The sequence below is a fragment of the Butyrivibrio sp. VCD2006 genome (assembly GCF_000423925.1).
Classification (GTDB): domain Bacteria; phylum Bacillota; class Clostridia; order Lachnospirales; family Lachnospiraceae; genus Butyrivibrio.
Map to the genome: position 1 here is coordinate 22116 of NZ_AUIX01000024.1, position 20863 is coordinate 42978.

General features: G+C 43.1%; 13 protein-coding genes. 1 reads left to right on the forward strand and 12 read right to left on the reverse strand.

The annotated features are described in order from the left end of the window. Nucleotides 1-42 precede the first annotated feature (42 nt). From G586_RS0110285 to G586_RS0110330, 10 genes are all read right to left on the reverse strand, one after another. Nucleotides 43-1353, reverse strand: a complete 1311-nt coding sequence (locus G586_RS0110285) for a sensor histidine kinase (RefSeq protein WP_026527701.1) — start codon at nucleotides 1351-1353, stop codon at nucleotides 43-45. Next, nucleotides 1337-1978 (reverse strand): response regulator, encoded by a 642-nt coding sequence (locus G586_RS24915; protein WP_207640722.1) that lies wholly within the window; start codon nucleotides 1976-1978, stop codon nucleotides 1337-1339. Before G586_RS24915 ends, G586_RS0110285 begins: the two co-directional genes overlap by 17 nt. Before the next feature lie 30 nt (nucleotides 1979-2008). Continuing rightward, a complete protein-coding gene (locus G586_RS0110295; RefSeq protein ID WP_051204713.1) occupies nucleotides 2009-2800 on the reverse strand; it encodes a response regulator in 792 nt (263 codons plus the stop codon). Next, a complete protein-coding gene (locus tag G586_RS0110300) occupies nucleotides 2800-4323 on the reverse strand; it encodes an alanine/glycine:cation symporter family protein (RefSeq protein ID WP_026527703.1) in 1524 nt (507 codons plus the stop codon). The genes G586_RS0110295 and G586_RS0110300 overlap by 1 nt, the downstream gene beginning before the upstream one ends. Before the next feature lie 24 nt (nucleotides 4324-4347). Continuing rightward, on the reverse strand, nucleotides 4348-7803 hold the full coding sequence (locus G586_RS22555; protein ID WP_051204714.1) for a DegV family protein: 3456 nt from the start codon (nucleotides 7801-7803) through the stop codon (nucleotides 4348-4350). Further along, complete coding sequence (locus G586_RS0110310; protein ID WP_026527704.1) at nucleotides 7800-9851, reverse strand: response regulator; 2052 nt, start codon at nucleotides 9849-9851, stop codon at nucleotides 7800-7802. The genes G586_RS22555 and G586_RS0110310 overlap by 4 nt, the downstream gene beginning before the upstream one ends. 39 nt (nucleotides 9852-9890) lie before the next feature. Then, nucleotides 9891-10079 (reverse strand): hypothetical protein, encoded by a 189-nt coding sequence (locus G586_RS0110315; RefSeq protein WP_026527705.1) that lies wholly within the window; start codon nucleotides 10077-10079, stop codon nucleotides 9891-9893. Between the two features lie 137 nt (nucleotides 10080-10216). Continuing rightward, nucleotides 10217-11293, reverse strand: coding sequence for a threonine aldolase family protein (locus tag G586_RS0110320; protein ID WP_026527706.1), 1077 nt, complete (start codon nucleotides 11291-11293; stop codon nucleotides 10217-10219). Nucleotides 11294-11348: 55 nt separating this feature from the next. After that, entirely contained in the window at nucleotides 11349-13463 is a 2115-nt protein-coding gene (locus tag G586_RS27295) for a leucine-rich repeat protein (RefSeq protein ID WP_026527707.1), read from the reverse strand. Between the two features lie 165 nt (nucleotides 13464-13628). Further along, complete coding sequence (locus tag G586_RS0110330; RefSeq protein WP_026527708.1) at nucleotides 13629-14987, reverse strand: MATE family efflux transporter; 1359 nt, start codon at nucleotides 14985-14987, stop codon at nucleotides 13629-13631. Between the two features lie 303 nt (nucleotides 14988-15290). Here G586_RS0110330 and G586_RS0110335 point away from each other — a divergent pair, with 303 nt between their 5' ends. Then, nucleotides 15291-16394 (forward strand): hypothetical protein, encoded by a 1104-nt coding sequence (locus tag G586_RS0110335; protein WP_026527709.1) that lies wholly within the window; start codon nucleotides 15291-15293, stop codon nucleotides 16392-16394. 101 nt (nucleotides 16395-16495) lie between these two features. Here the strand turns inward: G586_RS0110335 and G586_RS0110340 are convergent, their stop codons facing one another. After that, the gene (locus tag G586_RS0110340; protein WP_026527710.1) at nucleotides 16496-18301 is read right to left on the reverse strand and encodes a hypothetical protein; all 1806 of its coding nucleotides are present in this window, start codon (nucleotides 18299-18301) and stop codon (nucleotides 16496-16498) included. Between the two features lie 6 nt (nucleotides 18302-18307). Beyond that, nucleotides 18308-20842, reverse strand: coding sequence for an InlB B-repeat-containing protein (locus tag G586_RS22560; protein ID WP_035773016.1), 2535 nt, complete (start codon nucleotides 20840-20842; stop codon nucleotides 18308-18310). Nucleotides 20843-20863 lie beyond the last annotated feature (21 nt).

A 20863-nucleotide genomic window follows, 5' to 3' on the forward strand; every position in this document is an offset into this window, starting at 1 on the left:
AAGAATTATAGATTATTTGAGCGTCAAGGCAAGGGGAGAAATTCAATCCGGAACAGTGATGGTGACAATTGTTCCGCCGCCATCGCGCTCACTGATCATAAGCTCGCCGCCGCACATGGATTTCAGGCGGTCGCGCACATTGGAAAGGCCGATATGTCCCTCCCGTCCCACAGTACCGGTTGAAGCTATGCCACCGGAAGCGGTATCACTTATGCTATCCGGTGAATATCCTGAGCCGTCATCCTCAACAATTATGCGGGTATGGCCGCTTTGATGCTCTGTGCGGACAATTATGTGGAGAGCGTCGGCATCCGGATCAAACCCATGCTTTACCGAATTTTCAACGATTGGTTCAAGTGTAAGTGGCGGTATCTGGAAGGAAATATAATCCGTGTCATACTCAACAAAAATCTGACCCTCATAGCGGGCCATAACCACTGCCAGAAAGGCCTTGGTGTGCACAAGCTCTTCTTCAAAGGAGATCAGCTCCTGCTTTTCAATGGCATAGAAATTCTTTCTGAGATAAGTGGTGAAATCTCCTACCAGAGTCTTAGCCTTTCCCGGATCAATATCGCACAGATAATAGATGTTTGAGAGCGTGTTGTATATAAAATGCGGACTCATCTGCAGCATTCTTATGGTGAGCTTCTGCTCTGATATTTTGATTGCCTGATCGATGTTCTTTTCAATCTGAGTGTGCAGAATGCTAATAAACATGAACATTATGGCAACTGAAGTTCCCAAAACGACAACAAGAATGCCATAAAAGAACATCTGAATTATCATGGCGCCCAGAGGAATCAGTATGTATAGACGCAGAGATATAATATCTATTCGTGTAATCCGATCCTTGATAGTGTTAAGGTAGATGATATTTGTCAGCATAAGTAAAACCGGTGAAACAAGAAGAATAGGATAAAATGGTCCTCTGCTGTAGATGTTTTTATCTGAGATAGTGTAGATTGAATCAGTAAACTGCGTGATAACCAGTGTTATGAAATAAAATCCCCACAACCCCATTATTCTATAGAAAATCACTGACTTTAGATTATCTCCAACCAAATGCAGCATATAAACAGTCAGCATGGGCATAAGAAGCGACGAAAAGAAGGACTCACAAAAAACAGCGATCTTGGATAAAATCCAGAATTTTTCCGAAAGAAAGACAAGCGAAATCTGAGACGTAAAATCTGAAAGAGTATAGGCGATTGCCACACTAAAGACAATGACGAAATATCTTTTTAGCCAAAACTCCATAAAACGGGTATGAATCGCGAAAAAAAGACCCATCAGAGCAACGGTAAATCCCATTGAGACGATAGACAAATCTACTATATCAATCCATGATATCATTATAAACTGCTCCCTTCAGAGGATATCTGAGCTTCTTTAACTGAACCGATATATCTTCTTTTTTCACAGGCTTAACAAGAAAACCGCTGGCCGCAGTATCCCAGGCTTTCTGCGCATAATCAGGATAGCTTGTAAGAAAAACAACATTGGTGGTACTGTTTATTTCCGTAAGCTTTTCACACAGTTCTATGCCATTCATATTTCCAAGCTCTATGTCCAGAAATGCTATATCTATTCTGTGCTTTTCGGCATAGCTGATAGCTTCAGAGGGCTTGGTAAATCCGGTTATAGTGGCGTAAGGCATGACTTCTGCCACGATAGGCACTGTTCCCTGCAAAATAAAGCGCTCATCATCTACGATGATCACCTCAGGAGTTGTAGAATCAGTGGTTACAGCGCCAAGCAGCATTGATACATCAATATTGAAAAACTTGGCGATTCTGACGATAAGCACAGGATCCGGAACTCTTCTGTCACTCTCCCAATTGGCTACGCTGGAGCGACTGACAAATAGCTTATCAGCAAGCTGCTGCTGTGAAAGATTGTTATTTATTCGAAGAGACTTTATTATTTCTCCAAAACCGGTTTCCATAACCTCAAATTTCTCCTTTGAGAGTGTGGTCACATTTGTATTAAGGGCTGTCCCCAACCTTAGTTATTTTGAAAAGAAATCTCGCAGAGTGGCAATAAGATTTCCTCTTGTGGTTGATTTAAGAATGTAGCCCTGGGGCTTTAAGCTCAAAACGCGGGCAACACTTTCCTTATCACCTATGCCGGTAAGGAATATGACGGGAATATTCGCGGTAGCGCCGTCTTCTCTTAGCATCTGAAGCACCTGAGGACCGTCAACCACAGGCATTTCGTAATCTAGAAGGATAAGATCCACTCTGTTTTTTGATAAAAAGCTGATGGTCTGGGCTCCTGATGATACCATGTCCACCTTATAGACATCTTTAAGCCAGTCTCTGACCATCTTTGCATAGTTTGGATCATCATCAACAATGAGTATTCTGCGCATGAGCGTCTGCTTAGCCTGGCTGTTAAAAACACGTTTTACCTGGAGGCCCAATTCGTCGATATCCAAAGGCCTGTCAAGCCACATAAGGAAGCTCCCCAGTCTCTTAAACCTTGTCAGGAGAATTCCTTTCATTTCAACTTCTCCTATAAGGATGAGGGGCTTGTTGCTTTCTTCGACATAATCAGCCAGATAGACGAGCGCTTTCATAAGATCCTCGGAAATCTGGTCAGGAAGATACATGATAAACAATTCTGCATCATTCCGGCGATCTTCGATCTTATCAATCTTGGCCCTGACTATCAGTGAATTGATCTTCATCTCATCAAGCTTTTTTTCAATACTTCGGAGAATGACGCTTTCTTTTTCGCTGATAAGCATCACATTTTTGGTCTCTTCCACATTTCTTGATTTCCCTCTGCTTAATTCCATTAGTCTGCTCCCTTTAGTACTGCTCTCTGTGCGTCTTTTTGTATATCAACATCATAGGACAGAATAGCTTCTATATCCTTCCCCTTAATCCTTCTGTCCGTGTAATTCCTTGTTAGTTCTATTATAAGCGGTATTTGCACCACAAGACCAATAAGATTTGGAATCATCATCAGTCCGTTAAACGTATCCGAAATATCCCATGCCAGATTGGATTCCATAATGGCACCAAATATGATAAGTCCTACAAAAATCACCCTGTAGATCTTGGAGGCGGTCACTCCTAGCAAATACTCCGTAACCTTCGAGCCATAGAATGACCATCCAAGAACCGTTGTAAAAGCAAATAATGTGATGGCAATTACAACGAAGAATTCACCCGGTTTTCCAAAATGATTTCCGAATTCCTGAGCAACAAGCGTGGCATCGTTCACGCCTTCCTTTACAAGTCCTGTGCTAAGGTCAACAGCTTCTGAGTTAAGAATTACAATAGCTGTTATGGTACATATTATGATCGTATCAAGGAAAACCTCTGCAATTCCCCAGAGTCCCTGGTGAACCGGCTCTCTTGAGCAGCTGGTGCTATGCACCATTACTGAGGAGCCAAGTCCTGCCTCATTTGAAAATACGCCTCGTTTACAGCCATTTTTTATAGTGTTAAAGGCAATCTGCATAGCCGTTCCCGCGGCGCCGCCCTTTATAGCAGCAGGTCCGAGTGCAAATCTGAAAATAGATGCGAAAACTGCAGGAAGTCCGGTTATATGAAAAAGTATTAACACAAGACAGCCCGCTATATATATCACTGACATATACGGAACAAGCAGCTCTGAAACAGCTGACAGTCTTCTGAATCCGCCTAAAAGAATTCCGGCGGTTGCTATCATAAGTACAATTCCTATTGCCAGATTTACATTGGCGACTCCCGCACCCCTTACAGGCCCGTCACTATTAAAAAAGGTTGCCCCGACATTTATGGTAATCTTGTTTATCTGGGCCATATTACCAATTCCGAAGGATGCCAGCACAGTAAAAATACAAAACAGAATACCCAGGATTTTCCCCAGCCTCTTGCAGTTTTTAATTGAACCAAGACCGTCTTCCAGATAGTACATAGGTCCGCCGGACCAGGAACCCTCTGAGTTTCTGCGCCTGTAGTACATTCCGAGAAGATTCTCGGAATATTTGACCATCATCCCTAAAAATGCGGCAACCCACATCCAGAAAACAGCTCCGGGTCCACCAAGACAAATTGCGGTAGAGACACCTGCAATATTTCCGGTTCCTATTGTTGCGCAAAGGGATGTCCAGAAGGCACGCCTTTGAGAAAGCGCTCCGGCATCGTTTATGATACGTCCTCTACCATTAAGTATACCAAAAGTATTACTAAACCAGTGTTTTAGATGTGTTATTTGAAAAAAACCGCTGATTATGGTACATAGAAGTCCGGTCCCCAAAAGAAGTGAAAGGCCGAAAGTACCCCATGCAAAGCTATTCACTGTATCATTTATGCGAATTACTGTTTCCATGCAGTTTTCCCCTTTCCACAAAATTTAGTCCGGAGAGTTATTTAATATCTCAAGCATTCCGTCATAGTCAAACTGACCTGCTTTTTCATTCAGTGCCTGCAGCTTTTTAAGGTCATCCTCAGGAATCTCATATCGTTTGACCTCTTCCATCATCTCTTCAATCGCATCATAATCCATGGATTCGGCTGCATCCTTAAGTCCCTCGTAGACACTGTCAAGAAGTACGCTGCTGATCACAGGCTTATCCTTAGGTTTTTCGGAAGACTCCTTATTCTCTTCATCTTCACCGAATATAGTTCCAAGAGGTTCCTTGTAGCTCATATAATCAACTAAAAAGCCGTCATGGTTTTCCTTTATGAAATCAATGTTTTCAGCTTTTCCTGCCATCTCAAGGTCTTCTGCCTTTTTAGCTGTATCAAGGGCGCCAATCAGGCGGCAGGAACTCTTAAGTGCATGGATTTTTATGGTATAAGACGGCCAATCGCTATTATCATAGAAGCCCTGAAGCTCACCTGCATAAGTCTCGATAGACTCATAGAATATCTTAAGTACGGATTTGAAAGCAGTTTCTGACCCGCTGTTTGTAATGGCAGCTTTTCCATTGATTCCCGGAATGGAGTCGTACCATTTTGGCGGTGCAGGCTCAAGGATTGCCCTTGTATCTGACAGCAATTCGGATATATCCACAGCGTCAGCCTCGTCCTCATATTCGTCGTCATCTTCGGTTCTCCCTGCCTCTGTATCATTTTCCATGGTAAGCGTTTCATTTTCGAAAATGGAGGAAAGATTGTAGGATTTATTCGATTTTACAAAATACAGGATTCCAAAGCTTCCGGGGCCGCAGTTTGAGGAAATTGCTGCGGATGCCTGCTTGAATACCACATTTTCAAAATAGGCATGCCTACTTATTTCCTCCTTGATCCACATCAGTGTTTCCTTAGGGATATCAGCGTATGTTATGAAGATAAGCTCGGGATCGGGAATAATATCCACCGGTATAGCCGCTGAAATATACCGCTTATATGCTCGTCTTGTGTTACCTACCCATATTCCGGAAATTCTTGATTTATCGTGACTTATTGTAAGGCAGGGATGAAGATTAAGACTCCTTGCTATGTGGTCAATCCCCGCACTTATAAGCCCTTTTCTTGCCATGAATTCGGTCGTTTTGATTACAAAGCTGCATTTTAAGCGCTGTTTCACCATTTCAAGCTCATCTACGATTTCATCAACGTTATCATTTATCTGGGACAGCTTATAAGCGATTAGTACCAGCAGCCCCACTGAAGAGGATATGCAGCCCGAATTTATTACTGTCACATTATCAAAGGATTTGGCAGCTTCAGATGCAATCGTATACTCATCACTCATACTCGTAGTCAGAGAAATATGAATCAGGTGATGAGCTTTTTTGAGTCCCTCTGCAAAGAAATCCGTGTAAGTCTGCTCATCCGGCGGTGCAGAGGTCGCATTTTTTCCGCGACTAAGATAGCGTATAAGTTCATCTGCCCCCATCTGGATACCGTCTTTAAATACACCCTCATCAGTCCTGATGCGGAATGGAATGATGGGAATGCGCAGTTTTTTAATGATTGAATTTGGAAGGTCACACATACTAGAGGATGTAATAATAACAGGTGCTTTTCCTGTATATCCCGCCACTGCATTAATGTCCTCACGAAGAGTCATGACCTTGTTGGTGTTGAGGATGAGCTTCTCTTCCGGAATATATTTGATCAGAGTGCTTTCAAGAGCTTCACCGGAAACAGGCTTTACAAGATATCCCTCGAAGCCTGATCTGTTATACAGCTCTCTGTTATCACTTCCGGCATTGGCAGTAAGTACAATGATCGGCGTTGTGCGGTTCATGCCGCCGTCATGATTCCTGATCTTTACAAGACATTCAATACCGTCCATTTCCGGCATGAGATGATCCATAAAAATGACATCATATCTGTATTTCAGGTCTAGCTCTAATGCTTCATTTCCGCTTGTGGCCATATCTATCTTTATATCTGTATCAGATAGCAGCTTTGCCTCAACCTCAAGGTTCATCACGTTATCATCGACAATAAGGATTCTAGCCTCCGGTGCGCGAAAGCTTGCCTCATAAGCGTCCCTCTTAACAGTGCTCTGGTTATGGATATTCAGCTCACCGATCTCGCTGCTGTCAGATATTCCTTGATTCAGCACTACGGTAAAGGTCGAACCCTCTCCATATACGCTGTTTACCGTAATGGTTCCGCCCATAAGCTCCACAAGCTGTTTTACTATGGAAAGTCCAAGGCCTGTTCCTTCGATGTAGCGGTTTTTCTCTTCATCCACTCTCTTAAAGGCATCAAAAAGGAAAGGAATTACCTCTTTCTTGATTCCCATACCTGTATCAGAGATTGAAATTGAAAGCTCTACGTTTTTCTCGTCCTTAAGTTCACTTTCGATGTGAAGATCAATGGAGCCTGCGCCCGTGTATTTTACGGCGTTGTTCAGAAGGTTAATGATGATCTGTTTTAGCCTTACTTCATCTCCGTATAATACCGAAGGTACCTTGGGATCTATGCTGACACTAAGCTTAATGCCCTTTTCATGTGCCTTGAGCCATACCATGTTGACTATTTCCGAGAGCATATCGCCTATCCTGTAATCCACAGGAACGATGGCCATACTGCCCGCTTCCATTTTTGAAAAGTCCAAAATATCATTGATGAGAGCCAGCAGCATTTTTCCGGAGCCCTGTATGCCCACGGAATCCATTATGATCTCATCAGAAGCAGTATCATCACGAAGAATTAGCTCGTTCAGGCCCAGAATTGAGTTTATGGGCGTTCTGATCTCATGGCTCATGCTGGAGAAGAAACGGTTCTGTGACTTGGTCAGCTCCTCCGCCTTATCAGCGGCCGCTCTGGCACGGGCATTTTCATCCCTGAAAAATATGTTTTGCAGCAATGTCATTATGAAGCAGATGAAGCCCACAAGAATCACGGACATGAAGGAATCAAACAAAAAATGACCTCTTGAGTGCTGATACATAAGCCCAGGATAGTAATATTCAATCAGATAGCAGCACACTGATTCCAGAATGATTAAAAACAGCATGGTTTTTCGCCAGGTACCCTTGAGCACAAGACCGGCATAGGTAAAGGTGAAAATTATCCACAAAAATCCGCCGCCCTGAACGCCTCCGCCAAAAATGTACAGTGAAGGAAGTATGATGAAAACAAGACCAACGACAGTTATTTTAATGGCTGCCATGATTTTATTTATGCGCAGGGATATAAACATGATCGATGGCACAAATATCAGCGTCCCTATTATGGCTGCTATTTCATAAGGATTTTCCTGAATAATAAAATCGCCGATAAGCGCGATAAATACCATGATCTCGGACACTATGGAAAGTACCAGATAGATTCTTTCGGTAATCTCGCGCTCGGGATCTTTTATTGTATCAATTAGATTTCTGATAATACCATTATTCATCATGCGCTCTGCCCTCCCTTATCTTCTCCGGATTTGGGAAGTTCACGCATCATAACTCTCTCAAAATCAGCAATGTTGATCGGTTTAGCTATGAATCCGTCAAAGCCTTCTTTTATGAACATTTCTCTGGCTCCGGAAACTGCGTTTGCTGTAAGGGCAATCACAATGATACTCTTCTTCATTTCCTGCGCAGCAGCTTTTATCTGCTTCATCGCTTCTACGCCGTCCATACCGGGCATCATATGATCCATAAATACAACGTCATAATCATTATTGCGGAATTTGGAGATAGCTTCTTTTCCGCTGCCTGCTGTCTCTGTTATGATCTCGTATTCCTTGAAAAGCTCAGTTGCCACAATGAGGTTCATGGGCTCATCATCCACAATCAGTGCGCGAACATTAGTAAATGTGGGTCTTTCGGTCTGCTCCATATTTGCAAGGTTCCCGGCGTTCTTGCCTTCATTTAGAACCTTAATGACGGGATATGCATAGAGAGGCTTTGGCATCACAAGCACAGCACTTCCGGGAGTTGCCTTAAAGCCTGCGTTTGCAGACACGGCAACAACCACATCGCCCTTGCTCATCTCATCAAAATATGCAGGATTTTCCTCGTATTCCTCCTGTCCCATGAAAATAACCGAAATATCCAGCTTTTCCTTTAATCTGTCGATTTCCTTTATTGTCTCTGCGGGATAAAGCGGCACACCTATACCGGATGCAAGATTTGTAGCCATGGCGCGATAAAAATCACGGACTTTCGGAACCTTATACTTATCGGATCGCACATGGAAGACAATGTCACCTGAAAAGCTCTTGGATATTGCAAGGCAAGGCTCTTTATCGATGACCTTCTGGGGAATTGTGACACGCACGGTAGTCCCGACGTGCTTTTCGCTCTCAATTTTCACAAATCCGCCCATTCTGTGCGCGAATCCGTACACGATAAACAGTCCCAGACCGATTCCGCCTGAGCTGCGATTTCTCTTCTTATTGACCTGATACATGCCCTTGGATACTGAAGCGACGGACCATCTATCCATTCCTATGCCGGTATCTGTCATTTCAATGCACAGATTCACGCCATAGTCGGTGTTTTCCGAAAACATCTTTACGTAGATTCCGCCTTTTCTGGTGAATTTAATGGCATTTTCAAGAAGGTGCCTGAATATCTTATGGAGCTTTTTTACGTCTCCGTACATCTTTGAGGGAACTGAAGGATCTATATCCACGATCAGTTCCAGTTTCTTTTCATTGTTTAAAAATCTGAAGCCCACCACAACATCGTTGATGAGAGAGGTACTCATATAATCATCTTCTTCAAGAATGACCTTTTCACGTTTGCATTCGGTGTAGTCCTGAATATCCTCGATCTGATATGCGAGACGTATGCCCGCATTTTTAATATTGATGGCTTCATTTCCGGCATCTTTTTTTATAAGCATCTCGGACATGCCGTTTACAACGTTTACAGGTGTTCTCAGTTCGTGGGAAATATTGGACAGAAAGTCCTCCATATCGGCATCAACCGCTTCTATCTGCTGCTCGCTATCCTCGTAGGATTGCTGCATTTCCGTACGGCTGCTTATAACCTTCATGCTGCAATAATACATCATGAAGACAATGCTGACATGAAGAAATACTCTTGATATGTTCATGGTATCAAACACGATACCGCTTCCGTGGGAAATAACGAAGAATTGCAGACATAGCAAGGTAATATACTCAGCAATAAGGCAGTTCATCATATAGGCATTGTTATAAAAAGAAAACGTCACCATAGCAAAAACGACAATAAGTGCGATGTCGAAAAAACTGCTATCATGAACGCCATGAAAAAAAACGGCAAGCATAGATAATATAAAATATGCTACCTTGCGTATGTTGTACTCAGGATATCCTGAAATATGCATTAACCAGATGGATAATGTTCCAAGAATAATAAGCGGAGGTACCCAGAACTCCCACCCCGCGACGAAGCTCTCTACTGTTAAGCCAAAAAAAGCCAGTGACATAAGGAGAATCGTGAATCGCTCATGATTTGTCTGGTTCATTTTTATCCCTCATAATTTAGATCATATGAAAATCTGAAATTAGTTCATCTTCTCCATTTCTTCCGTAAAAATCTGAGAAGCAGTTTTTTCATATGAGCTATCACCATCATCTGCTTCAAGCTGCGCAGCATCATAACCTATAGGAGGTTCATTGTCTTTGCATGCAGTTAATGTAATTATAATAGGAATAATTGTCACTAACAATATAATAGGCTTTAATTTATTCATACCGGGTACCTCGCTAATATGTCTATCTTATAAGAATATTGTAATATAGCCTATTTTGCTTGTGTGTTTCACTGTGTGACAAATGATAAATTCTTTATAAACTCGCTTAAAATCAAGGAAAAGTGTTGAAAAATGTCTTATAGGTATGTCATCAGCTCTTCTATATCTTCGTCAGTTGTCGCCCAATCGGTGGCAAGTCTTATTACAGTATGATTTTCATCCGGTTTTTCCCAGAAGCCATATCTGACATGCTCTGAGAGCTCCTTTAATCTGTCATCCTCAAGTAAAATGAATTGCTGATTGGTAGGTGAATCAATGTAAAGCTGATAGCCCTTTTCAGTGAGTCCTTCGCGAAGCTTCTCTGCCTTGTCTATAGCATTGCGGCTGATATCCATATAGAGATCATCAGTAAAAAGCGTATCAAACATAAGTCCGAGCAGCCATCCCTTGGCGAGAAGTGCGCCGTGCTGCTTGATAATGGGCACCGGGTGCTTTGTCGGAACTTTGCCCGGGAATACCACTGCTTCTCCAAATAGTGCGCCAACCTTGGTTCCGCCTATATAGAATACATCCACAAGCTTTGCGATATCCTGAAGCGTCACATCAGTCCTGCGGCTCATAAGGCCGTAGCCAAGCCTCGCACCATCGAGGAAAAGAGGTATTTCATACTCCTTACAAATTGCGGAAAGCTCACCAAGCTCTGACTTGGTATAAAGCGTGCCATATTCTGTGGGATGAGAGATGTAAACGGCACCGGGGAAAACCATATGCTCATGATTATCATCTTCATAGAAATCCTTCAGAAGCTTTTTGAGGTCCTCTGCGCGGATTTTTCCTATCTCATCTGAGTAGATGGCATCGGATGAGGCACTTTTCTCCGGAATGCTGGGAAGTGTCAGCACCTTATGTCCCGAAAACTCGATGGCTCCTGCTTCGTGAGCTGCCACATGCCCCGTCTGGGCTGCTACAACGCCCTCGTAGGGCTCAAGGAGCATATCTATTATTGTCTGATTGGTCTGAGTTCCGCCCACAAGGAAGAATACATCAGCATCCTTGCAGTCACATGCAGCTCTGATCTTATCGGCTGCACTTTTGCAGTAATCATCGGTGCCGTAGCCGTCTATCTGCTCATAATTTGTCTCCTGAAGGCGCTGCAGGATCTCCGGATGCGCACCTTTCGTATAATCGCTTGAAAAAGATATTTTTCTGGTCATGGTTTCTTCACTTTCTAAGAGCCGACCACATTCGTGATCGGCCCTTTTGGCATTTTTATTTAACTTTCTGGTTCTTGCCCTTCAATCCCTTGGATTTGAAGATCTTCTTGTAATTCTTAAGCTGCTTCTTCGGAACCTTCACCTTTGCCTTGGAATGGATTCCCTTGAATGCACTTCCGCCTACGCTGCTCTTTGTAAGTAAAACAGTGTTGACCTTGATGTTCTTAAGGTTCTTACATTTATAGAATGCTTTGCTTCCGATTGATGCAACATTGGCACCGATTGTGACCTTCTTAAGCTTCTTGTTGTTCTGGAAGGCACCTGCTGCAATTCCTGTAACCTTATAGGACGTTCCGTCAATTAAGATGTCGTTAGGAACGGTTGCGCTTGATGCAGTTGCAGAATCAGGCTTCACATATGTAACCGCCTCGCTTCCTGCTGTGACAGAGCTGATAGAGTATGAAGCTCCGCCGTTTGCAACAGATTCGCCCACTGCGTGAACAGGAGCCTGGTTAGCTACTGTAGGAGCAGGAGCTGTACCATTTCCTGAAGGATTGGTCGGATTTGTAGGATTTGCCGGGTTGCCTGGATCTGTAGGGTTAGTCGGGTTTGTAGGGTTATTCGGATCTACCGGATCAGGAACTACAGGATAGTCCTTGAAGATGAAGGTCAAATCTCCAAAGTAGCCGTGATGCCACAAGTTATAAAGTCCGGTGCCTGAAGTAAGAGTTTCCTGATATTCTATTGTACTTGTAGTAAGTGGCGTAACTTTTACTGATAATTCAGGGGTCTTAGTGGCAACCATAACAACATCATATGCAATATTGCCTGTTCCGTCATAATCAAGTTCCAGATTGTAGGTAACTACATTGGTGTCTTCGTTTCTGACATCTACATAAAGCCGGGTATCTGCTGTTTTAGATATGTATCCCATTTTGTTAAGAGAAAACATCAGGAAATAAGCCATCTCTCCTGCAAATGTAGCGCTTCCGTTTCTCAAGTCAATTATATACTCACCAAGGTTATCAGGTAGAGCCTGCTCAGCCACGATAAAATGGACTACTGAATAGTAGTCTTTTTCCATTACTCTTGCACGAGCTCTTTCCTCACTATCCAGTTCATACACAAGCTCATCGCCACGGATGGTGCACTCAGGATGCATGCCAATGCTGGCACCATAGCCTTCAAGCTTATCACAATAATAGAAATCCCACTGGCCATCGTTATCTACATCAAGTGTGGAATAATATATCTCATCAATATCACTCTCTTTCTTCCACTTTGATGATCCGAGAGTAAGAGAAAATGCTTCATATTCGCTACCCGTTAGTCCAACAACCCCATCAGTAAGATTTATTTCCAATGTTCCAAGATCATGGGGATCACCTTGAACAGGAAACTCAAACTGAAGTTTCTCAAAGCAGGGAATTTCATTTTCTTCAAGCTTTTCGGGATCTACACTTATAGTAAACGTCCCTTCCAAAGATGTGTCGGGAAGCGTCTCCATAACCAGGCATTCTTTTTCAAAATCATAGATTATTTTTACATCCGGTTGTTCATCGTCGTTCAGGTCGTAAAAATTATCCTCTGTTTTAACGATTTTGCCTTCATCAAGAGCCTGGTCAATAAAAGCTGTCACCTTTTCACTATCTCTTTTTGACAATTCCAATTTATTTCTAACATCGGCGACAAATAAATCATAGTTATATATTGCCGTTATAGCAGGTGAAAACACCTTAATCTCTGAGTTACTTTCTAAAGATTCTATTTCCCAAGTCTTTCCATTTATTATGACCTCAGTATCTTCAGTTAAGTAATTATTGCTGTTTGTCAGTGTGATTGTGGCATGGAACCTATAATCTCCACCTTCAAACCAGGGGTTGGTAAACCAGTTAAAGTTACCGTCTTCTTGTTTTTTACGCCATTGACCACCGCTGAATTTAGCAGCATAAGTACCGCTTGTTGTAAGCTTATATTGGTCATAATCCATGACTGTACCGGTTCCTGCGACCCTTTCATCAACACGTATAACTTCAGGAAAATCAGATTTTAGCTCCAGACGCTGTATCGCCTTTGGAGCAGCTTCGGCGGGCAAGGCGCCAAATTGAAACAGACTTATTGCCAGTGCCAGACTGGTAATAAGAGATAGCAGACGTTTACTTCTAACCATGATGTGTCTCCCTCCTAAATGAAAAAAACAATGGAACTAACAGTAAAATTCGTTGCTACAAGTAGACATATTTTTAGATGATAAGAGTATAGGTGATTTTAAGACCAAATAGTATACGGATTATGAAAAAAATAATTCATAATCCGTACTTGACAAATGAAAAAATTATTCATTTTTTAGTATTGCCCGAACTGTGAAGATCATTGTGATAAAGCATGCCATTCCACCGACAACGTTACTTATGGGCTCGGCAGCAAATACGCCATTTGTGCCCATATGGAACAGGTAAGGCAGCAAATATGTAAGCGGAACCACTATCACAACCTTGCGGAACAGGGAGAAAAATATTGCCTGCTTTTTTCGTCCCAGAGATTTAAAGGTGATCTGGCCTGTATGCTGGAATGTCATGAAAATGAACGTTGAGAAATACAGGTTAAATGCAGGGATCGCATCAGCCATTATCGTAGTATCATTACTGAATACACCGATAACTGCACCTGGGAATATCCTTATAAAGAGCCATACGACCAGCGAATAAGCCATCTCCAGGCAAAACATGATCATAATCGCATGCTTTACCTTGCCTCCCCTGCGGGCGCCATAGTTGTAGCTTATGACAGGTGATGCGCCTTCGGATATCGCGAGGATAGGCGTCTCCATCATCTGCCTTGCGCTGTTGACGATGGTCATAATCGAGATGTAGATGTCACCGCCCACATCAGCAAGCACATTGTTGCAGGCAATCTGAACCGCTGCATTGGTAAACTGCATCATAAAAGCTGCAGTTCCAAGGCCGATGATATTCTTTGCCCTGTCTTTGCAATTTCTGATCTCTTTTCCCCTGAGCAGATGAACCTTATAAGCTACCTTTTTTCCAAATAAAAACCTAAGAACATAAAGCGCGGAAAGTGCCTGTGAAAGAACAGTTGCTATCGCAGCACCCTCAATGCCCATGCCCAGCGCGAAGATAAAAATCGGATCAAGTATGATGTTGGACACGGCACCCACAATAATGGTGGTCATCCCAACAACAGCAAAGCCCTGAGCGGTGATGAAGGGGTTCATACCGGTAGCTATCATGGAAAAGATAGTACCAATGAGGTATATCCTAAGATACGGCAGCGCGTAGACCATAGCTGCCTCCGATGCGCCAAATGCACTCAGAATGGGCTTTCCGAAGATCTCTCCGAAAATCGTGAGAGCTACAGCAGTCACAATGAGCAGGAAAAATGCGGTATTCTGGATGCCCTTCGCTTCGTCATAGTTCTTCTGCCCTCTCGCAATTGAGAAAAGCGGCGCACCACCGCTTCCGTACATGTTCGTGAAAGCTGTTATGAGAATTATTACCGGAAAACACAGGCCAACTGCACCAAGTGCGACTGTGCCCACAAGCGGTATTCTTGCTATGTAGATTCTGTCGACGATGTTATACAAGAGATTAAGTATCTGTGCCACCAGCATAGGAATGGCCGTCGCCAGGATTATATTTACTGTTCTGCCTTTTTCAAAATCAATTCTTTTCATACAATTACACTCCCGAAGATGTATTATAGCAGAATCCATCTGAAAAGTTCTGCCTTTGGCATGGCGGATTTTTGACTTTTTAGGTCCTGTTTTTGATGTTGTTACATATAGCTCTTATAATTCTGAGGTGATTATCCGATATATAAAACAGCTATGGATGGCGCTTTAATGTCTAGGGACGACATTGGGGCGCCTTATCTTTGTCCCTGAAAGGAGGAAGCATGTTATAGAGGCAGTAAGCCACTCGGTCCAATGGGGAGTGGCGTGCACCGGATTGACCGAAGGTGCACAGAAAGGATACATATGGACAATACAGGTAATATTGGCAGTTTTCGCAGTGTTTATATGGCCTATGGCGCTTTTAAGGTAGAGAACACCGGGAATCAAACCGGATCTCAGATGAAAACCGAGGACGCTAAGGTGCCATCCTTCTTAACAGCACTGGGCATTGCGACAGGAAAAACTGCAGATTTGAATGCTTCGAAAGAAAATACGGCAGTGATGAAAAATGTCCTCGACGGGGATGTTTCAAAGCCACCGAGTTCATTCGAAGATTCAGATGATTTGAAGACCGTTCTTGATGGTGATGTGTCAAGACCGCGAATGAAACCGGAAAACTCCTACGGAGATGGTGCTTTCCTCTCCTACACCAGAATCATCACAGCAAAGCTACCGGATGATATCGCTTCTAACATGAAGACAGGCGCAGATGGCTCAGCCTTTGATTACAGCAGCGATGGCCAGGAGCTCAAAATCACTATCAAGGTATCGGGAGATTCAAGGATTTACACAGCATCCGGTACGGATAAGGAAGGAAATGCCTTTTCAAAGGAAATCGATCCCTACAGCGTAGATCCTACGGACACAGATTATGCCGGGTTCGCTACCCTCTGCGCATATATCCGAGACACCGAGGGGATGGCTGACAATGCAATGCAGGCTGTAAGAGATGCAGCACCTTCTGACATCACCGAAAACGGCAATTATGTGCTAAAAGTCGGCTATGTTTCCATGAATACCGGCAATCTCTCAGGCGCGAAGAAGTTATTTGAGCAGATGCAGACCTTCTTCGAAAAGCTGATGAATATCTCCGCTGACAATAATGTCAATGGACTGTCAGAGCAAAATGTCACAACCGTTAGAAGTGATGACAATGATGGCAGTGCCGATAGATTGGTAAAAGTTTCAACTTCTGCTTCCAAAGGCTCCTATAATAGGATTGTCGAAGAGCTTCAGGAAATGATCCAGCTAATGATCCAAAGCATGTTAAATGAGATCATCGGAGTAGATGACATCGGTGACACAACTGCCAAGAGCGATGAAAAGGCTGAAAATATAACCGAGAGCACTCCTAACAGCGATGCCGTGAAGGATAGTCTGAATCTTGAGAATGCTACAGAATTGTAGAATTTTTCTTGTTTTACGCGAAATGTGGGTTACAGGTTTTAAGCATGTAACCCACATTTCATGTTTTTTCTTATTAGATTATTGACCGGACTGGATATAAATTAGTTGAACCCGGTCCATATGTAGTTCTTACCCTCAAGTCCGTATAACAGGTACTCTTTCAGGCAATCATTCTCTATATCACTCTCTCTGAAATTATCCGGAAGCTTGGAAACAATGGCTTTATCAATCTTGGAAATATCCGTACCGGGAGTGTATAGTCTGAATTTAGTGCAATTATCATCGAATCCCCATACATCAACATAGTTTGTCACTGAGGCGGAACCCTTTATATATTCTGCAGTCTCACTGGTTCCAACCTCATATTTAAGTGAGTAATCGGAAAGCTCGAGATCATAGGTTGTATCATCTATCTTTTCAGATACAGTAAAGGCTCCCGTGAATTCATTCTTATTGGTAACACTGCTTCCATCCGCTTCGTTATAATTCCAGTCACTGTAGTCACCTTCTATGGTTCCGTCAGCATTTATCCGCAAATATGCGGTATTGCCATCTGTGTCATGTGTAAGAAATGCTATCGGGAAATATTCCTTGATCTTCAGTATATTATTATCATTATAGGTAGGAATATCTGCAGCAAAATCATATTCTAACGGCTTAAAATCAGCATCTGCTCCGTTTTTGACCTCTTCGGTCAAGCCCTCCTTTGCCTCTTTATCCGCGACTTTTGAATCCATTTCTTTAAGAGAATAGAGTGGTGCTCCTGTGGATTCAAAAAACTTTCTATATGGATTGCCCTCCTCATATATACTGTCGTCATCTGCCAATGGTGCGTAAAAATAACCGCGATAGCCATGCTCATAGTCAGGATCCGGATCAGGCTCCACTTTTGCATAGGTATATATGTCATCAAAGTAGCTTTCCGGCGTATTGAAGAAATCGAAGCTAAAGAAAACATACTCATCATCAGTCAGTATCTCGTTTGGAACTGAATAAACTTCACCATTTACTGCAATGACACTGCCAATATTACCGGCCATTATCCCTGATGTTGAATAATCCGAATAGATAAAATGCAATTTTCCCGCTGAATCAATGAAACTCTTATCAAAAATGTGCTCAGTTGCCCCGGCTGACCCATCTGAGAAAATATATCCATATTCGTTGAAATACAAGCGGCTTCTGCCCCAGGCAATGTTTGAATATACAGTCTCTAAAATGCCGTCAACTGCCTTTATGACAATATATTCCTGCCAGCTATCACCACTGTCAGTAGTGTTAAAACGAAGCAGTAGCTCGGGATCACCATCATTTCCGCAGTCAATATAGGCATAATCTATACCTTCAAAGCGTAACCTTGAAGAAGGATTATCTGCTGTAAAGTAATCGATTATCGACTTCGAAAGCGCCTCAAGCGTCACATCCATATTTTTGAGACTATCAAGGTTCCAGTACTCTCCAAAATCATTTTCAGTATTGATCAGTACGGTCGCTTCATTTTTCAGGAAAAGCTCGTATAATTCCATGGACTTTTCGCCGGAAGCAGATGATCCCTGGGATTTGGAAGTGTCATCAGACGCGATGACTTCATCAGTCAACGCACCATCTTCTCCGTTCGCCTGCTCTTCTATTGACTCGTCTGTGCTATTTTCCTCTTTTGAAGAGTCAATATCATTTTGAGCTGAATCCGTTTCAGACTGACCTGATGTGTTATCCTCTGCGTCTGCATTTTCACCTGCCACAGCCTGATTCTCGGCTGAGGCTTCAGCCCCCTCCGTGGCAGACGTATTTGCTCCGGAGCATCCCATAATGCCTGCGAGGCACAAAATAAGCGCACCTTCGCAGGTTTTAAGCCCTATCTGGCTGATGGAATCGCGTGTTATCTTTTCAAAATCCACTTTCTTCATCACAAATTATCCCCTCACATATTTGAATGATGCATTTTTAGCGCCTGCATTCACAAGCTTTTTACTTATTTTGTCAAAAATGGTTTTGTTTTTACAATTAATAGTTATTTTGGCGCCTTCCTTAATTCCCTTAAAGCTCTTTTTTCCGATGGTTTTAAGATTATTGGCATCGATCACGATTTTCTTAAGCTTCTTACATCCTTTGAAGGCCTTTTTCTTAATGGAAGTAACCTTGTAGGTGCTGCCGCCTACTGAGACCTCTGCTTTAATTCTAACAGACTTGATCTTTTTGTTTGTAACTCTTGTTACAGCTGCTGTTCCGGACTTTGTATCAATCTCGTAATTTACACCGTTTGAAGAGAGTTCCCTGGAAACCGGACTACTTACAGGAATTGTGTCTGTAGTAGCCGGAACATTTGCACTGCTGTCCGGCGTGGTTGATGCATTATCGTTGCCGGCAGGGGTAGACGGTTCATTGCCATTGTCTCCGGGTGTGGATGGAACATCATCATTGCCACCGGGTGTTGTCGGTTCACCATCACCACCACCAGGTGTTGTCGGTTCATCATCATTATCACCAGGAGTGGTAGGTTCACCATCATCTCCACCAGGTGTAGTCGGCTCATCATCATTATCCCCCGGATTTTCAGGTTCAGGCTCCGGTGCCGGTTCCGGATCGGGCTCAGGCTCCGGCGTAGGTTCAGGAGCAGGTTCCGGTGCCGGTTCCGGATCGGGCTCGGGTTCGGGCTCTGGTTCAGGCTCCGGCGAAGGTTCCGGCGTAGGTTCCGGCTCAGGCTCGGGTTCTACCTCCTCGATTATCTGCCAGTGCGCATACAGAGTGTGGTTTTCATGTATTGTGCATGTTGTATTGGATGTAATTTTGCTTCCACCGTCTGCGTCAGTGTACCATCCAAGGAAATCATACCCTTCTCTTGTTACATTCGATGGCAGAGTGCCATAGTTCCCGCGATAAAGGACATCTTTATCATCTGCCGTTCCGACTCCTCCATTAAGATCAAAGGAAACCTTATGATAAACCTTGGGGACATTTATTGTGCAGGAAGCCTCACTTTGCCCATCTTCACTCTTGATACTTATATTTGCGCTGCCATACCATTTGACTTTATAGGAAATATTCCCATCTGCGGTAACTGAAGCAGATACGACATTTTTATTGTCTACAGAACAGCTGATATTCTTGTTTGAAGCATTATCAGGTGTTACCTTGCAAGTAATAATGCCTCTATCTCCGATTGTGGCAGTTATATTTGCCGGAGAAACCTGAATGTCTGTTGTAGGAATATTCTCGGCACTATTCAATATCGCTTTCACATTTTCATAGCTATACTTTGTTCCTGTAGCTATCGGACTGTTTGCACTAAAGCCATCCCTTATATGCTTATTACTTCCGCGGGCAGTTTTGCCACCGATTTTGAATTCATAGGAGTAATTTGCCAGTTTTTCGGTTGTAAGATGGTAATAATTATGCCTCAAGGCCTCTACAAGTCCATCCGGCAGGCTCTCCGTGCTATTATAGTCATCCCAGGTAGTATCTACTTCGTACCAGTCTCCGCCCTGTTTGACGATATTCCATGCATGGCCACCGCCATCATCAACATGTCCCGAAATAACCATGGAACTTAAGCCTTCTTTAGCAAGGAGGTACTCAAATGCCATAGAATAACCATCACAGACCGACAATCCAAGCACCAGCGCACCATATGCTGTATGCCCCACATGATAAGAAGAATTAAGATTAGCGCAGGTCTTATCATATTGATTTATCTGAATGAGTTTATCATGAATTGCAAGCTCTTTTCCCAGGTTTCCGCTAGCACCGGCAATTGTAGGATCACTTAGTATCTCAGCACGTTTTTGCTTCAGCTCATCATTCATCTGTGAAAAACGTTCCTGATCGTATCCACTTACCTTGGATTGCATTGTAAGATACGTGCTATACCTGACCTCATTGGTTTCGCTATACCTGCTTTCTCTGCTTGAGAAAGTAAAACCGCAAAGAGTAAGCTGAGTGCGGTCGGGATAATCATATCGCGCCGCTTCATAGGCATCCTCAAACTGGTCAAACTCGTATGTAAACCGGCTCTCCTCGTCTTCAACGATCGGAACTGCCGCAGCCAAAAAAGCCGAAGCACTGTTCTCACCATATGGCAGTACATTGTCACTGGCCTTAACCATTGCGCGATATATCTTTTTGCTGGTTTCATCACCAAGCGACTGATAATGCGGTCCTGTTTTTACATCAGTATTAGATGCATTACGTACTCTTGGAACAATTGCATCATCGCATACGATGACTTCATTATGCATCTCCGGCATCGGTACTGCCGGAAGATCATCTGCAGGATAATAGACTGCGATATTTTCAGCGGCCTTTACAGTTATCGCGCCATTTCCTGAAAAAGTCCCTACAAGCACACAAAAAGAGAGTGCCACAGACCTGATTGATAATCTTAAGGCGCGGCATTCTCTCTTTAAAAATTTCCTATTGTTCCTCTCTGATTTTACAAAAACTTTTTTCATTAGATAATTTCCCCATTTTAT

Excerpts from the sequence above, each read along its gene's own strand:
- G586_RS0110295 (WP_051204713.1), bottom strand. The coding sequence starts at position 2,800 with ATGGAATTAAGCAGAGGGAAATCAAGAAATGTGGAAGAGACCAAAAAT.
- G586_RS0110340 (WP_026527710.1), bottom strand. The coding sequence starts at position 18,301 with ATGAAGAAAGTGGATTTTGAAAAGATAACACGCGATTCCATCAGCCAG.
- G586_RS0110300 (WP_026527703.1), bottom strand. The coding sequence starts at position 4,323 with ATGGAAACAGTAATTCGCATAAATGATACAGTGAATAGCTTTGCATGG.
- G586_RS27295 (WP_026527707.1), bottom strand. The coding sequence starts at position 13,463 with ATGGTTAGAAGTAAACGTCTGCTATCTCTTATTACCAGTCTGGCACTG.
- G586_RS0110285 (WP_026527701.1), bottom strand. The coding sequence starts at position 1,353 with ATGATATCATGGATTGATATAGTAGATTTGTCTATCGTCTCAATGGGA.
- G586_RS0110320 (WP_026527706.1), bottom strand. The coding sequence starts at position 11,293 with ATGACCAGAAAAATATCTTTTTCAAGCGATTATACGAAAGGTGCGCAT.
- G586_RS22560 (WP_035773016.1), bottom strand. The coding sequence starts at position 20,842 with ATGAAAAAAGTTTTTGTAAAATCAGAGAGGAACAATAGGAAATTTTTA.
- G586_RS22555 (WP_051204714.1), bottom strand. The coding sequence starts at position 7,803 with ATGATGAATAATGGTATTATCAGAAATCTAATTGATACAATAAAAGAT.
- G586_RS0110335 (WP_026527709.1), top strand. The coding sequence starts at position 15,291 with ATGGACAATACAGGTAATATTGGCAGTTTTCGCAGTGTTTATATGGCC.
- G586_RS0110310 (WP_026527704.1), bottom strand. The coding sequence starts at position 9,851 with ATGAACCAGACAAATCATGAGCGATTCACGATTCTCCTTATGTCACTG.
- G586_RS0110330 (WP_026527708.1), bottom strand. The coding sequence starts at position 14,987 with ATGAAAAGAATTGATTTTGAAAAAGGCAGAACAGTAAATATAATCCTG.
- G586_RS0110315 (WP_026527705.1), bottom strand. The coding sequence starts at position 10,079 with ATGAATAAATTAAAGCCTATTATATTGTTAGTGACAATTATTCCTATT.